We start from the raw sequence: 14,563 nt of genomic DNA on the forward strand, positions 1-14,563 counted from the left end.
GCCGTGGACGGACCGGCGCCGAGTCGCCGCCAGGCCGTAGGGTTACGTGCCACACGCCCAGGGAAGCTGGCGCGTCATGGACACAGAAGGAAGCGAACAGTCGCGATGACGGTTCCCCTGCCGACCGCCACGACCCGGTGGCGCTGCACCCTGTGCGGCAACCTCACCCGTTTCGACGTGACCCGCTCGTCGAAGGTCGTCGAGTACGTCCACCTCGATCTGGCCGGAGAGCCGCAGGTCGAGGAGCGCGAGGTGGTCAGTGAGACGATCGAGTCGGTGCGTTGCCGCTGGTGCAACGCCGTGGACCAGGTGGAACTCGTGGACAGGCCGGGCGCCGGCTCCTGAGCGGAGCGGGCCCGCACAGGCGACCCCCGCGGGGGTCCGCGAAGCACAGAGGCATTGGGGTGACGGATGGCGGAGACACAAGGCGGGGGGCCGGGCGACGGCGCCGCCGAGGTGCTCGACCGTCCCCTGCCCGACGGAGTGCGCCACCGGGTCGTCCAGATCGTCTCCGACTCCTTCGGCACGCTGACGTTCGCCGAGCTGCCGCCGCAGCTGCGGCAGTACGCCCGGTTCACCCCCAGCCGCCGGGCGAAGTTCGCGGGCAACGCGATGGCGGCCGCGCTGGAGACCGATCCGCTGTTCCGCCAGCGCATCGGCGAGAAGTTCAAAGAGGACCAGCCCGAGCTGTCGGGTGCCCTCGACTCCGGCTCGCCGCCCCCGGCCGCGGATCCGCTCGACGTGGCGGCCGCGGCCTACGTACTGCGCCCGCCGGGCTGGGTGAAGCTGGTCGCCGCTGCGGGCGAGGAGGCCCAGCGGGCGGACGCCGAGCGTGCCGACGAGGAGAGCCGCGCCGAACTGGAGCGGCTGCGGGCCGAGCTGGCGGCGGCCCGCGAGCAGACCCGCGCCGACACCGAGCGGCTGCGGGCCGAGCTGGACGCCGCCAGGAAAGAGGCCGAGTCGCTGCACCGCAAGCTGCGGGCCGCGCACAGCGACGTCAAGCGCAGTGAGGCCGCGCTGCGCAAAGCGCGGGGCGAGATCGAGGCCCTGCGCGCCGAGGGGCAGGCGCAGGTGTCGTCCGCCGAGAGCGAGACCCGGCGGCTCAAGGCCCGCCTGGGGGAGGCGGAGGCCGCGCTGGAAGCCGCCCGCAGGGCGGCCCGCGAGGGGCGCAGCGTGGAGGACATGCGGGTGCGGCTGCTGCTGGACACCGTCCTCGACGCGGCCCAGGGGCTGCGCCGGGAGCTGGCGCTGCCGCCGGTGTCGGTGCGGCCGGCGGAGACCGTGGACGCGGTCGAGCCGGGCCGGATGACCCCCAAGGACATCGCCGCCCGCGCGCTGTCCGAGCACGACCCGGCGATCCTCGACCAGTTGCTCGCGCTGCCGCAGGCCCATCTGGTCGTCGACGGCTACAACGTCACCAAGACCGGCTATCCGCAGATGCCGCTGGAGAAGCAGCGGCTGAGGCTGCTGGGGCAGCTGTCGCAGCTCGCCGCGCAGACCGGCGCCGAGGTCACGTGTGTCTTCGACGGGGCCGAGCTGGTCGCGCCGGTGCTCCTCGCGCCTCCGCGCGGTGTGCGGGTGCTGTTCTCCAAGCCGGGGGTCACGGCGGACGAGCTGATCCGTCAGCTGGTGCGGGCCGAGCCGCCCGGCCGTCCGGTGATCGTCGTCTCGACCGACCGTGAGGTCGCCGACGGGATCGCGAAGGCGGGGGCGCGGCCGGTGGCCTCGGCGGTGCTGCTGAAGCGGCTCTCGCGCGGCTGAAACCGGACGTAGGGCTACGTAAGCCTCAAGCGCAACATACAGGCAGCATTCCCGAATTCACCGGAAGCGTCGCGCGACGCAGGGTCAAGTGGTCCTCACTGCCGGTGAGTTATGGGCAAAGAATGAAGTGACTGGTGGGATTTTCCGCCTCAGGATTTGAATTCATCACGATGAGGTCACTAGGGTCGAGCCTCGAACCTCCGAGCGGGTGATCACTCAGAAGAAGGAGCTCGCTTCCGTGGCGTCCCACCGTCGACCCAAGCAACCCAGCCGTGCGCGCGTGACCGTGCTCACCACCGCGGCGGCAGCGGCCGTAGCCATCAGTGCCCAGGCCGCCAATGCCGCCCCGAGCGCGAAGCCGAGCAAGGACGAAGTCAAGTCCAAGGTCGACGAGCTCTACGAGCAGGCGGAGCAGGCCACCGAGAAGTACAACGGGGCCAAGGAGAAGCAGGAGAAGCTCCAGAAGGAGATCTCCACCATCCAGGACAACGTCGCCCGCGGCCAGCAGGAGCTCAACAAGCTCCGCGACGGCCTCGGTTCGATGGCCGCCGGCCAGTACCGCACCGGCGGGATAGACCCGTCGCTCCAGCTCTTCCTGTCCGCCGACCCGGACGACTACCTCGACAAGGCCTCCACGCTCGACCAGTTGAGCGGCCAGCAGGTCGAGGCGCTGAAGAAGATCCAGGACAAGCAGCGCGAGCTCACCCAGGAGCGGTCCGAGGCCTCCTCGAAGCTCAAGGACCTCGCCGCCACCCGCACCGAGCTGGGCAAGAAGAAGAGCGAGGTCCAGGGCAAGCTCGCCGAGGCGCAGCGGCTCCTGAACAGCCTCACCGCAGCGGAGAAGGCCGCGCTCGCCGCCGAGCAGGACAGGGCCAGCCGGGCCTCCGCCGACCGCGTGCAGCTGGGCAGCTCCACCCCCGCCTCCGGCCGGGCCGGCGCCGCGTTCTCCGCCGCCCAGACCAAGATCGGCTCGCCCTACGTCTACGGCGCCACCGGCCCGTCCTCCTACGACTGCTCGGGTCTGACCTCCTGGGCGTACGCCCAGGCCGGTGTCAGCATCCCGCGCACCTCCCAGGCGCAGGCCAACGCGGGCACCCGGATCTACTCGCAGAGCCAGCTCCAGGTCGGCGACCTGGTCATCTTCTACGGCGACCAGCACCACGTCGGCCTCTACGCGGGCAACGGCCAGGTGCTGCACGCCCCGCGCACCGGCACCGTCGTGCGCTACGAGTCGATCAACAACATGCCCTTCCAGTTCGGCGTCCGCATCTGACGCCACCCCGGGAGAACGCCTCGTACTCGCCCGAACGGGCGAATCCCGGCACCCCACGGTGACCCCACGCCCCGCCGATGACCTGCGTCAGAGGCGGGGCGCCCGTGTTCGGTGCCCCCTCCGCGGCTTTGGTCGCCGTGTGTCCGCGCGGCTACTGTCTGGCGCGTTTCCCGCAGGACGGGCGCTCGGCGCCCCGGCCCCGGGAAGCGGTCAGTGTCCGCCAGTGGAGGGAGTAGGGCTTCTCGTGGGGTCTCATCGCCGCCCGGCACCGTCCGGGTTCGACCGGGGCGCGGGCGCCGCGTTCTGCGTTCTGTCCGCCGCGGCCGCCGCCCTCGGCGCCGTTCCGGCCACCTCGGCCGTCGCCGCTCCGCACGGCGACGCCCGGTCCGAGGTGGACCGCCTCTACCAGGAGGCCGAGAAGGCGACCGAGGCCTTCGACAAGGCCGGCGAGCGCGCCGACCTCCTGCGCACCCGGGTGCGGGACTTGCAGGACCGCATCGCCCGACGGCAGCAGCGCGTCAACGACCTCAGGGAGTCGCTGGGTTCGCTGGCCGGAGCCCAGTACCGCTCCGGCTTCGACCCGTCGATCGCCCTGCTGTTCTCCCACGACCCGGCCGAATACCTCGACAGGGCCGCCACGCTCGACCGGATCACCGACCACCAGACCGGCGAACTGAAGGACCTGCGGCGGGCGCTGCGCGCACTCTCCCAGGACCGCGCCGAGGCCACCCGCGCCCTCGCCGAACTGGACAAGAGCCGCAAGGCGGTCGCGACCCACAAGCGGACGGTCGAGCAGAAGCTCGCCAGGGCCCGCCAACTCCTCGGCTCCCTGTCCCCGTCGGAGCGCGAGGCCTACGACCGGGCCTCCCGCTCCGGCCGCGAGGACTTCCTCCCCGGCTTCGACGCCGGACCGGCCGCCTCGGTCCGCGCGGCCGCCGCCCTCGCCGCCGCCCGCTCCGCCCTCGGCCGCCCTTACATCTGGGGCGCCAACGGGCCCACGGGATTCGACTGTTCGGGCCTGATGCAGTGGTCGTACGCGCAGGCCGGGGTGCATCTGCCGCGCACCTCGCAGGAGCAGCGCAACGCGGGCCGGCGGATCCCGCTGTCCCAGGCCAGGCCCGGCGACCTGGTCGTCTACCGCTCCGACGCCGGCCATGTCGCGATGTACGCGGGCAACGGCCGGGTGATCCACGCGCCCCATCCGGGCGCTCCGGTGCGCTACGACCTGGTGAACATGATGCCGGTCTCGTCGGTCACCAGGGTCTGACGGCCGTCCCGGTGCCGCCGTACGATCGGGAAATGGCTGGTCGTGGGCGGGCGTCGAAATCCTCGGTGACGGTGGTGTGCCTGCTGCTCGCGTCCCTGACGGCTTGCGGCGGGCCGTCCGCGGCCGACACCGCGAAGGCCGAGGTGCAGCGGGTGCTCGACCGGCGGGCGGCGGCGGTCCTGCACCACGACCCGAAGGCGTACGCCGCCACCGGGACCCGGGCCCCGTACGCGCGGCTGCGGGCCGTCCCGCTGACGGACTGGTCCTACCGGCTGAAGAGCCTGCGCCGCGGCGGCGACACCGCGGTCGCGCGGGCCGAACTGCGCTACCGGGTCACCGGGTACGACAAGGCGCCCGTCACCGCGGGCCGCACGCTGACCCTGTCCACCGGCGGCGACGGGAAGTGGTACGTCGACTCCGACCGGCCGGAGAAGAAGTCCGCCGAGCAACTGTGGGACCAGGGCACGGTCTCGGTGGTGCACGGGCGGAGCAGCCTCGTGCTCGGCGTCGGACACGGCGACGCGGTCCTGCGCGGCTACGCGGGCCTGGCCGACCGCGCGATACCCGCGGTGTCGGACGCGTGGGGCACGGACTGGAGCCGGCACGTCGTCCTGCTGGTGCCCAAGTCCCTGGAGGGCATGGCCGGACTGCTCGGCTCGCCCGCCTCCAACTACCGCGGGATCGCCGCCGTCACCACGGGCGAGACCGGGGGCGCGGGCCGGGCGCCCGCGGACCGGATCATCGTCAACCCCGCCGCCTACGGCATGCTCGGGTCGCTCGGCAAGCAGGTCGTCCTCACCCACGAGACGACCCACGTCGCCACTCGCGCCCACACCAACGCCGCCACCCCGCTGTGGCTCTCCGAGGGCTACGCCGACTGGGTCGGCTACCGAGGCACCGGCCGCCCCCCGGACCAGGTCGCGCCCGAACTGCGGCGCGCCGTGACCGACGGGGAGGTTCCCGCCACGCTGCCGTCCGACGAGGACTTCGGCTTCGCCGGCGACCCGGCCCGGCTCGCCCGGGCCTACGAGAGCGGCTGGATGGCCTGCCGCATGATCGCCGACGGGTGGGGCGAGCGGCGCCTCGACGACTTCTACCGCTCCGTCGGCGCGCACGGCGCCCGCGAGGGCGCGGTCGAGGACGCCCTGCGGAAGGTCCTCGGCACCACCCTGGACCGGTTCACCGAGCAGTGGCGCGCGTATCTCGGACGTCAGCTGGGCTGATCGAGCCGGGCGGTGGGCCGGGCGGCCCGGTGCGGTGCCCGCGTCCGGGGCGCGGCGGTGACCGTCGAGCGCCACAGGGCCCGGCAGGCGGTCACGCCCGCGGCCACCAGCAGGCCGTTGCGCAGCAGCAGGAGGGTGACGCCGAGGCGGTCGCTCGCGACGACATGCGCGAAGTACACCGGGAACTCCAGGGCCGTCACCGGGGCCGCCGCCAGGACGAGGCCGGCCGGCAGCCGCATGCCGTCGTCCCGGAAGCACAGGCAGACGGCGGCCAGCCCGATCAGCCACACCAGGTACTGGGGGCTGAGGACCCGGCTGGTGACCGTGAACAGCAGTACGGCCGTGAACGCGGCCTGGGCGGCCGTGTGCGGGCGGAAGCGGCGGGCCCGCAGCCGCCACAGCACCAGCCAGCCGAAGGCGGCCGCGGTCAGGGCCAGGGACGCGGTGCCGACCACGTCGGTGTACGGGCCGACGAACTCCAGCGAGCCGTAGGTGAGCAGCACCTGTCCGTTCCAGCCGAGGTGCCGGGCCACGTGGAGGACGAGCGCGGCCGGCGACTCCACCTCCACGCCCCGGTCGCGCTGCGCGGTCACGAAGGACAGGGCGCCGGGCATGGTGAGCGCGAACAGCGAGGCGAGCGCCGCCGCGGTCAGTGCCGCCGCCGTCCACGCACGGCGCCCGGCAGCACCCCGGAGGCCGGGCAGCAGCAGGACCGGCCACACCTTCAGCAGCGCCCCGAAGCCGGCCAGCGCGCCCATCGCGCGCGGGTGACGGACGCCCGCGAGCAGCGCGGCCACGGCCACCGCGGTCACCATCACGTCGTAGCGCGCGTACAGGATCGGGCCGAGCAGGGGCGCGCCCGCCGTCCACACCCAGGCACCGCGCAGCGGCCGGCCGGGCCGCCGCCCGGCGCACAGCAGCAGGCACAGCACCGCCAGGTCGGCCAGCAGCGCCAGCACGTGGAAGGCCGCGGTGTAGCCGAGGAACGGCAGGGTGGCGGGGGAGAGGATCGCCAGCGCGGCGGCGGGCGGGTACTGCCACGTGACGTCGCCGACGGGGAAGCCACCCTGCCGCAGCACCTCGTACCAGCCCTGGTAGATCACCGACACGTCCGCCGAGACGTCTTCCGCCCCCGCGAGGACGAACACCTTGAACACGAGGAGCACCAACACGGCCCGGCTCACACCCCAGACCGCCAGTACCCCGGTGAGCCTGCGCCGGGTACCTGTCCCGTCCACCTCGGTCCTCTCCCGTGAGCCCGACCGGTCCGATGGTTCCGACCAGTTCGCGTGGTTCACGCGATTCGTGGTGCGGGGCACATGATCTCCCGGGGGGCCGGTGCGGGGCGGGTGGCATGGCCGTGGCCGGGTGTCCCGGTCGGGTTCGGTAGGGTCGGCCGGTGTGCGCAAGACCCTCATCGTGACCAACGACTTTCCGCCCCGGCCGGGTGGGATCCAGGCGTTTCTGCACAACATGGCGCTGCGGCTGGACCCGGAGCGGCTGGTCGTCTACGCCTCCACCTGGAAGCGGGGCCGGGAGGGTGCCGAGGCGACGGCCGCGTTCGACGCGGAGCAGCCCTTCACCGTCGTACGCGACCGCACGACGATGCTGCTGCCGACGCCGGGCGCGACCCGGCGCGCTGTCGGACTCCTGCGCGAACACGGGTGCACCGCGGTGTGGTTCGGGGCGGCGGCGCCGCTCGGGCTGATGGCGCCGGCCCTGCGGAGGGCGGGCGCCGAGCGGCTGGTGGCCACCACCCACGGGCACGAGGCGGGGTGGGCGCAACTGCCCGCGGCGCGCGGACTCCTGCGCCGCGTCGGGGAGTCGACGGACACGATCACCTACCTCGGCGAGTACACCCGCTCCCGGATCGCCACCGCGCTGACGCCCGAGGCGGCCGGCCGGATGGTGCAACTGCCCCCGGGCGTGGACGAGAAGACGTTCCACCCCGGCTCGGGCGGTGACGAGGTGCGGGCCCGGCTCGGGCTCACCGACCGGCCGGTCGTCGTGTGCGTCTCACGGCTGGTCAGGCGCAAGGGGCAGGACACGCTGATCCGGGCCATGCCCCGGATCCTGGCCGCCGAACCGGACACCGTGCTGCTGATCGTCGGCGGTGGCCCGTACGAGAAGGAGCTGCGCGCCCTGGCGGAGCGGACCGGGGTAGCCGGCTCCGTGCGCTTCACGGGCGCGGTCCCCTGGGCCGAGCTGCCCGCGCACTACGGCGCCGGTGACGTCTTCGCCATGCCCTGCCGCACCCGGCGCGGCGGACTCGACGTCGAGGGGCTCGGCATCGTCTACCTGGAGGCGTCCGCGACCGGGCTGCCCGTCGTCGCCGGGGACTCCGGCGGCGCCCCCGACGCGGTGCTCGACGGCGAGACCGGCTGGGTCGTGCGCGGCGGCTCCCCCGAGGACACCGCCGACCGCGTCGTCACGCTCCTGGGGGACGCCGAGCTGCGCCGCCGCATGGGGGAGCGCGGACGCTCCTGGGTCGAGGAGAAGTGGCGGTGGGACCTGCTGGCCCAGCGGCTCCGGGAACTGCTGTAGGGGAGCGGCGCGCTACTTGGCGTAGAGCGTCTCGATCTCGTCCGCGAAGTCCTGCGCCACCACGTTCCGCTTGAGCTTCAGCGACGGGGTGAGGTGACCCGAGTTCTCCGTGAGCTGGGAGGGCAGGATGCGGAACTTGCGCACCGACTCCGCCTTCGACACCGCGGCGTTGCCGTCGTCGACCGCCGCCTGGATCGCCGCGTTCAGGTCCGGGTCGTCGCGCAGCGTCTGCGCCGTGGAGTCGGCCGGCTTGCCGTGCTCGGCGCACCAGCGGCGCAGGAACTCCTCGTCGAGGGTGACCAGCGCGCCGACGAACGGCCGCCCGTCGCCCACCACCATGCACTCCGCGACCAGCGCGTGCGCCCGGATACGGTCCTCGATCACGGCCGGGGCGACGTTCTTGCCGCCGGCGGTGACGATGATCTCCTTCTTGCGGCCGGTGATCCGGAGGTAGCCGTCCTCGTCGAGGGTGCCGATGTCACCGGTGTGGAACCAGCCGTCGGCCAGCGCCTCCCGGGTCGCGCCGGGGTTGTTCCAGTACTCCTTGAACAGGTGCTCGCCGTGCAGCAGCACCTCCCCGTCGTCGGCGATGCGGATCACCGAGCCGGGCAGCGGCTGGCCGACCGTGCCGATCTTCTGCCGGTCCCAGGGGTTGAAGGCGGTCGCCGCGCAGGACTCGGTCAGGCCGTAGCCCTCCAGGACCGTGAAGCCGATACCGCGGTAGAAGTGCCCGAGGCGCTCGCCGAGCGGGGCGCCGCCGGAGATGGCGTACTCGCCGCGCCCGCCGAGCACCGCGCGCAGCTTGCCGTAGACCAGCTTGTCGAACACCTTGTGCTTGATCCGCAGCCCGAGCGAGGGGCCCGAGGGGCTGTCCAGCTCCTTGCTGTAGGCGATCGCCGTGTCGGCCGCCTTGTCGAAGATCCGGCCCTTGCCGTCCCCCTGCGCCTTGGCGCGCGCCCCGTTGTAGACCTTCTCGAAGACCCGCGGGACACCGAGGATCAGCGTGGGGCGGAACGCGGCCAGCTCGTCGGTGAGGTTCTTGATGTCCGGGACGCAGCCCAGCTTGATCGGCGCCATCATCGGGGCGACCTGGACCAGCCGGCCGAAGACGTGCGCCAGCGGCAGGAAGAGCAGCACCGAGCACTCGCCCGTGCGGAACAGGGGGCGCAGCCGCTCCACGACGTTGCCGCACTCGGCGAAGAAGGCGCGGTGGGTGAGCACGCAGCCCTTGGGGCGGCCGGTCGTGCCGCTGGTGTACACGATGGTCGCCGGGTCGTCGGCCTTCGCCAGCGAGCCGCGCTCCTCCACCATGGCGTCGCTGATGTCCCGCCCGGCCCGGCCGAGCTCCTCGATCGCGCCGTCCTCGATCTGCCAGACGTTCTTCAGCGCGGGCAGCGTGTCGCGCACCGCGTCGACGGCGGCGGCGTGCTGGTCCAGCTCCACGACGCAGGCGGTCGCGCCCGAGTCGCCGAGGATCCACCGCACCTGCTCCGGCGAACTGGTCTCGTACACCGGCACGGTGATCGCGCCCGCGCTCCAGATCGCGAAGTCCAGCAGCGTCCACTCGTAGCGCGTACGGGACATCAGGCCCACCCGGTCGCCGGGCTGGATGCCGGAGGCGATCAGCCCCTTGGCTGCGGCGTGCACCTCGGCGAGGAAGGCCCGTGCCGTGACGTCCCGCCAGGCGCCGTCCACCTTGCGCGCGATGACGGCGACGTCGGGATGCTGCGCGGCGTTTCTGCGGACGATGTCGGTCAGATTCCCGTCCGCAGGGACCTCGTACAGAGCCGGAAGGCTGAACTCGCGCAAGACTGCTGCTCCTCATAGGGCGCCGGCGCCACGACGTTGTTGAAATCCAGAAACGACTGGACGGGCCGGACGTTACCCGTCGGTATGCTTCTTCGACAGGGGGACCCGGCGAGATGTTCGCTGCGTCACACGGATCGATGTTCCCCTGCGCACAGTAGTCGACCCGCCGAATGACCGGCCAGTAACGCCGTTTCCGGCCGCCACTGTTCACGTATGCCACGCCCGCCTACGCTTGATCGTCATGGCACCCACACCGGCCCGTCACGGCAGAACACGTATCCATGTGGTCAGCGACGTGCACGGCAACGCGCGCGACCTGGCCCGAGCCGGAGAGGGCGCCGACGCCCTGGTGTGCCTCGGCGACCTGATCCTGTTCCTCGACTACGCCGACCACTCGCGCGGGATCTTCCCCGACCTGTTCGGCGTGGAGAACGCCGACCGCATCGTCGCGCTGCGCACCGCCCGCCGCTTCACCGAAGCACGCGAGTTCGGCGCCCGGCTGTGGGCGGGCATCGACGGCGACCGGGCCACGGTGATGGAGCAGGCGGTGCGCAAGCAGTACGCGGAACTCTTCGCCGTGTTCCCCACCCCGACGTACGCCACCTACGGCAACGTCGACATGCCGGCCCTGTGGCAGGAGTACGCCCGCGAGGGCACCACCGTGCTCGACGGGCAGCGGGTGGAGATCGGCGGCCGTGTCTTCGGCTTCGTCGGCGGCGGCCTGCGCACGCCCATGCGCACCCCGTTCGAGATCGGCGACGAGGAGTACGCGGCGAAGATCGAGGCGGTCGGCGAGGTCGACGTGCTGTGCACGCACATCCCGCCCGAGGTGCCGGAACTCGTCTACGACACCGTCGCGCGCCGCTTCGAACGGGGCAGCCGGGCCCTGCTGGAGGCCATCCGCCGCACCCGGCCCCGGTACGCCCTCTTCGGCCATGTCCACCAGCCGCTGGTCCGGCGGATGAGGATCGGCGCGACCGAATGCGTGAACGTGGGGCACTTCGCCGGGAGCGGCCGGCCCTGGGTGCTCGAATGGTGAGCATTCCGGCCGATCGCGCAGGTGGGGGTGGAGTCCGGCGGTCGGCCGCGCGGTAGCCTTCACGCTGCACACACGTGCGCACGAGGAGCGCACCCCCGGCCTCACCCGGCCGCACTACCGGCCCGCATCTGGAGGAGCCACGGCGATGGCGGAACACACCAGCTCGAGCATCACGATCGAGGCGCCACCGGCCGAGGTCATGGAGGTGATCGCCGACTTCGCCCGCTACCCCGACTGGACCGGCGAGGTGAAGGAGGCCGAGGTCCTCAAGACCGACGGCCAGGGCCGTGCCCATCAGGTCCGCCTGGTCATGGACGCGGGCGCCATCAAGGACGACCAGACCCTCGCGTACACCTGGACCGGTGACCACGAGGTCTCCTGGACCCTGGTGAAGTCCCAGATGCTGCGCTCCCTGGACGGCTCCTACGTCCTCAGGCCCGCGGGCGTGTACGCCACCGAGGTGACCTACCGCCTCACCGTCGACGTCAAGATCCCCATGCTCGGCATGATCAAGCGCAAGGCCGAGAAGGTCATCATCGACCGCGCCCTCGCGGGCCTGAAGAAGCGCGTGGAGTCGGGCGAGAAGTAAGGCCCGCCCGGCCCGCGGGCGGTCCCGGACCGACGGCGCGGGCCCACCCGCGACACGCGTCGCCGGGCGCCGGCGCGACGGAGCCGGAGGGCGCGCCGCCGACACCGGCGGAGGGCGCCCGTGGGCGACCGGGACGTCAAAGCCAGCTACCGTTCAACGTCATGCGCACCCTCCTGATCACGGGCCCGGGCGGCAGCGGCCGTACGACCGTTTCCGCCGCCACCGCCCTGACCGCCGCCCGTGACGGCGTCGACACCCTCGTGCTCAGCGCCGACCGAACGGACTCCCTCGGCGCGGCGCTCGGGGTGCCGACGGGTGCGGAGCCGGTGCCCGTCGCGCCGCGGCTGACCGCCTGGCGCCCCGACGCGGCGGCCGGCTTCCGGGCCGACCTCACCGCCTTCCAGGACCGCGCGGGCAACGTACTGGACCTTCTCGGGGCCTCCCGCCTGGACACCGAGGAGGTCACGCCGCTGCCGGGCGCCGAGGAACTCGCCCTGCTGCGCGCGCTGCGCGACGCGGCCCTGTCGGAGCGGTTCGAACTGCTGGTCGTCGACCTGCCCCCGGCGCCGCAGGCACTCGCCCTGCTCGCGCTGCCCGAGGAACTGCGCCGCTATCTGCGCCGGCTGCTCCCGCCCGAGCGGCAGGCGGCCCGCGCCCTGCGGCCGGTGCTCGGCCGCCTCGCCGGTGTCCCCATGCCGGCCGAGTGGCTGTACGAGACGGCGGCACGCTGGGACGTCGAACTCGCCGCCGTGGCCGCGGTCCTCGCCGACCGCGCCACCCGCGTACGCCTGGTCGCCGAGCCCGGCCCGGCCGGCGCCGACGCCGTCCGCAGCGCCGCCCTGGGCCTGGCCGTGCGCGGACTGGCCGTGGAGTGCCTGGTCGCCGGCCGGGTCCTGCCGGAGGCCGCCGCGGACTCCTGGCTGGCCGGTCCGGTCGCACAGCAGCGCAAGACCCTCGACGAGTGGCGGGAGACGTACGCCGTCCATCCGGCCGCCCACCTGGGGCGGGACCCGCGCGGCCTGGACGATCTCGCCGCCCTCGCCGTGCCCGGCGCGAACCCGGCGAGCGCGCCGGTCGAGTGGCCCGTGACCGACCGGCTCACCGAGGACGGGGTCCTCGTGTGGCACATCCCGCTGCCCGGCGCCATACGCGAGGAACTGGACCTCATCCGGCTCGGCGACGAACTCGCGGTCACCGCCGGGCCGTTCCGCCGTGTCGTACCGCTGCCCTCGGCCCTGCGCCGGTGCACCGTCGACGGGGCCGCCCTGCGCGACGGCGAGCTGCGGATCCGGTTCGCGCCGGACCCCGCGCTGTGGCCCCGCGAGAGATGAACCGCGTACCCCCGTTCGGGTAACGTCGTAGGGACGAACCGTAGTCAGGAGTCCGCCATGAGCGAAGAGCGCCCACCGTCCGACGCCGCTCGGGACGACGCCGCTCAGGAGGAGCCCGGCGGCCGTGGGGACACCCCCCGTTCGAGCGAAGCCGAGAAGCCGGGGGAGCGGCGCGCCACGGACGCCGACGCCTGGTCCACGGCCTGTGCCGAGGACCTCGCCGCGGAGCAGGCCCGCCGCCGCGAGCGGTACGGCCCGCCGCCGGGCTCGGCCGCCGAGGAACTGCGCAAGTTCGTCGACACCGTCGCCGACAGGCTGTCGTCGCTCCAGGCACCGCTGCTCGGCGCGCTCGCCGGACCCGCTGCCGAGCAGGTGGTGCGGCAGATGGTCCAGCAGGCCAAGGCGGCCGTCGAGCCGGTCGTGGAGCGCAACCCCGAGGTCTTCGAACATCTGGCGGCGGCCGGCGGCGAACTCCTCGCCGCGTACCGCTCGGCCGTCGAGTCCCAGGAGCACCGCTGGACGTCGTCAGGCACGGGCGGGTCCCCGCGGGACGAACCCGGCGAGCCGGACACCGGCTCCGACGACCGCCGCGACCCCGGTGAGGGCACCGGCGGCGGCGAGCGCATCGACTTGGACTGACCGGCCGGACGACTTGGATCAGCGTCCGGACGACGCGAATCCGACGGCAGGGCCTCGGGTACGGTTGGCCGTAGCGGGGCTCGACCGGAACTGAGGGATTCATGGGACTCACCATCGGCGTCGACATCGGCGGCACGAAGATCGCGGCCGGCGTGGTCGACGAGGAAGGCAACATCCTCTCGACCTTCAAGGTGCCGACCCCCAGTACGCCCGAGGCCATCGTGGACGCCATCGCCTCGGCGGTGGAGGGCGCACGCGCGGGGCACGAGATCGTCGGTGTGGGCATCGGCGCCGCCGGATACGTCAACCGGCAGCGCTCCACGGTCTACTTCGCGCCCAACATCGACTGGCGCAACGAGCCGCTGAAGGAGGAGGTCGAGGCGCGCGTCGGCCTGCCGGTCGTCGTGGAGAACGACGCCAACGCCGCGGCCTGGGGCGAGTACAAGTTCGGCGCCGGCAAGGGCCACCGCAACGTCATCTGCATCACGCTCGGCACCGGCCTGGGCGGCGGCATCGTCATCGGCAACAAGCTGCGCCGCGGCCACTTCGGCGTGGCCGCCGAGTTCGGCCACATCCGGATGGTCCCGGACGGCCTGCTGTGCGGCTGCGGCTCGCAGGGCTGCTGGGAGCAGTACGCCTCCGGACGCGCCCTGGTGCGGTACGCCAAGCAGCGCGCCAACGCCGCCCCCGAGAGCGCGGAGGTGCTGCTCGCCCTCGGTGACGGCACCCCCGACGGCATCGAGGGCAAGCACATCTCCATGGCCGCCCGCCAGGGCTGTCCGGTGGCCGTCGACTCCTACCGTGAGCTGGCGCGCTGGGTGGGCGCCGGCCTGGCCGACCTGGCCTCGCTGTTCGACCCGTCCGCGTTCATCGTCGGCGGCGGTCTCTCCGACGAGGGCGAGCTGGTCCTGGATCCGATCCGCAAGTCCTACAAGCGCTGGCTGGTCGGCGGCAACTGGCGCCCGGTCGCCGACGTCCTCGCCGCCCAGCTCGGCAACGAGGCAGGTCTGGTGGGCGCCGCGGACCTCGCCCGGGAGCCCGACCCGATCATGTAATGCCGGTCGCACCCCGAGCGCGCCCACCGTCCC

The 14,563-nt window shown here is 73.2% G+C and carries 13 protein-coding genes; 11 read left to right on the forward strand and 2 right to left on the reverse strand.

What is annotated here, in order from left to right; genetic code table 11:
- Positions 1-105: 105 nt before the first annotated feature.
- From TNCT6_RS23000 to TNCT6_RS23020, 5 genes are all read left to right on the forward strand, one after another.
- Positions 106-345: a hypothetical protein gene (locus tag TNCT6_RS23000; protein WP_100572306.1), complete on the forward strand. Its 240-nt coding sequence runs from the start codon at positions 106-108 to the stop codon at positions 343-345.
- Between the two features lie 66 nt (positions 346-411).
- The gene (locus TNCT6_RS23005; protein ID WP_141361626.1) at positions 412-1,761 is read left to right on the forward strand and encodes an NYN domain-containing protein; all 1,350 of its coding nucleotides are present in this window, start codon (positions 412-414) and stop codon (positions 1,759-1,761) included.
- A 238-nt stretch (positions 1,762-1,999) separates the two neighbouring features.
- Complete coding sequence (locus TNCT6_RS23010) at positions 2,000-3,034, forward strand: C40 family peptidase (protein WP_141361628.1); 1,035 nt, start codon at positions 2,000-2,002, stop codon at positions 3,032-3,034.
- Between the two features lie 244 nt (positions 3,035-3,278).
- Complete coding sequence (locus tag TNCT6_RS23015; RefSeq protein ID WP_141361630.1) at positions 3,279-4,301, forward strand: NlpC/P60 family protein; 1,023 nt, start codon at positions 3,279-3,281, stop codon at positions 4,299-4,301.
- 32 nt (positions 4,302-4,333) lie between these two features.
- On the forward strand, positions 4,334-5,524 hold the full coding sequence (locus TNCT6_RS23020; RefSeq protein WP_141361632.1) for a hypothetical protein: 1,191 nt from the start codon (positions 4,334-4,336) through the stop codon (positions 5,522-5,524).
- On the opposite strand, the gene TNCT6_RS23025 is transcribed toward TNCT6_RS23020, so the two are convergent.
- A complete protein-coding gene (locus TNCT6_RS23025) occupies positions 5,512-6,762 on the reverse strand; it encodes a glycosyltransferase 87 family protein (RefSeq protein ID WP_141361648.1) in 1,251 nt (416 codons plus the stop codon). The genes TNCT6_RS23020 and TNCT6_RS23025 overlap by 13 nt on opposite strands.
- A gap of 163 nt (positions 6,763-6,925) precedes the next feature.
- Here TNCT6_RS23025 and TNCT6_RS23030 point away from each other — a divergent pair, with 163 nt between their 5' ends.
- Positions 6,926-8,068, forward strand: coding sequence for a glycosyltransferase family 4 protein (locus TNCT6_RS23030; RefSeq protein WP_141361650.1), 1,143 nt, complete (start codon positions 6,926-6,928; stop codon positions 8,066-8,068).
- 12 nt (positions 8,069-8,080) lie between these two features.
- Here TNCT6_RS23030 and TNCT6_RS23035 read toward each other — a convergent pair whose 3' ends face one another.
- On the reverse strand, positions 8,081-9,877 hold the full coding sequence (locus TNCT6_RS23035; protein WP_141361652.1) for a long-chain fatty acid--CoA ligase: 1,797 nt from the start codon (positions 9,875-9,877) through the stop codon (positions 8,081-8,083).
- Positions 9,878-10,118: 241 nt separating this feature from the next.
- Here TNCT6_RS23035 and TNCT6_RS23040 point away from each other — a divergent pair, with 241 nt between their 5' ends.
- The 5 genes from TNCT6_RS23040 to TNCT6_RS23060 all read left to right on the forward strand — a co-directional run bounded on the left by TNCT6_RS23040 (position 10,119) and on the right by TNCT6_RS23060 (position 14,530).
- Positions 10,119-10,916, forward strand: coding sequence for a metallophosphoesterase (locus TNCT6_RS23040; protein WP_141361654.1), 798 nt, complete (start codon positions 10,119-10,121; stop codon positions 10,914-10,916).
- Positions 10,917-11,061: 145 nt separating this feature from the next.
- The gene (locus tag TNCT6_RS23045; protein WP_141361656.1) at positions 11,062-11,505 is read left to right on the forward strand and encodes an SRPBCC family protein; all 444 of its coding nucleotides are present in this window, start codon (positions 11,062-11,064) and stop codon (positions 11,503-11,505) included.
- Positions 11,506-11,666: 161 nt separating this feature from the next.
- The gene (locus TNCT6_RS23050; RefSeq protein ID WP_141361658.1) at positions 11,667-12,836 is read left to right on the forward strand and encodes an ArsA family ATPase; all 1,170 of its coding nucleotides are present in this window, start codon (positions 11,667-11,669) and stop codon (positions 12,834-12,836) included.
- A gap of 57 nt (positions 12,837-12,893) precedes the next feature.
- A complete protein-coding gene (locus TNCT6_RS23055) occupies positions 12,894-13,475 on the forward strand; it encodes a DUF5304 domain-containing protein (protein ID WP_141361660.1) in 582 nt (193 codons plus the stop codon).
- A gap of 101 nt (positions 13,476-13,576) precedes the next feature.
- Positions 13,577-14,530, forward strand: a complete 954-nt coding sequence (locus tag TNCT6_RS23060) for an ROK family glucokinase (RefSeq protein WP_141361662.1) — start codon at positions 13,577-13,579, stop codon at positions 14,528-14,530.
- Positions 14,531-14,563: the final 33 nt, after the last annotated feature.

It is taken from the genome of Streptomyces sp. 6-11-2 (assembly GCF_006540305.1).
GTDB lineage: Bacteria > Actinomycetota > Actinomycetes > Streptomycetales > Streptomycetaceae > Streptomyces.

Bases quoted from the DNA above. Each gene is read 5' to 3' on its own strand.
- TNCT6_RS23055 (WP_141361660.1), top strand. From the start codon at position 12,894: ATGAGCGAAGAGCGCCCACCGTCCGACGCCGCTCGGGACGACGCCGCT.
- TNCT6_RS23040 (WP_141361654.1), top strand. From the start codon at position 10,119: ATGGCACCCACACCGGCCCGTCACGGCAGAACACGTATCCATGTGGTC.
- TNCT6_RS23045 (WP_141361656.1), top strand. From the start codon at position 11,062: ATGGCGGAACACACCAGCTCGAGCATCACGATCGAGGCGCCACCGGCC.
- TNCT6_RS23020 (WP_141361632.1), top strand. From the start codon at position 4,334: ATGGCTGGTCGTGGGCGGGCGTCGAAATCCTCGGTGACGGTGGTGTGC.
- TNCT6_RS23050 (WP_141361658.1), top strand. From the start codon at position 11,667: ATGCGCACCCTCCTGATCACGGGCCCGGGCGGCAGCGGCCGTACGACC.
- TNCT6_RS23005 (WP_141361626.1), top strand. From the start codon at position 412: ATGGCGGAGACACAAGGCGGGGGGCCGGGCGACGGCGCCGCCGAGGTG.
- TNCT6_RS23000 (WP_100572306.1), top strand. From the start codon at position 106: ATGACGGTTCCCCTGCCGACCGCCACGACCCGGTGGCGCTGCACCCTG.
- TNCT6_RS23060 (WP_141361662.1), top strand. From the start codon at position 13,577: ATGGGACTCACCATCGGCGTCGACATCGGCGGCACGAAGATCGCGGCC.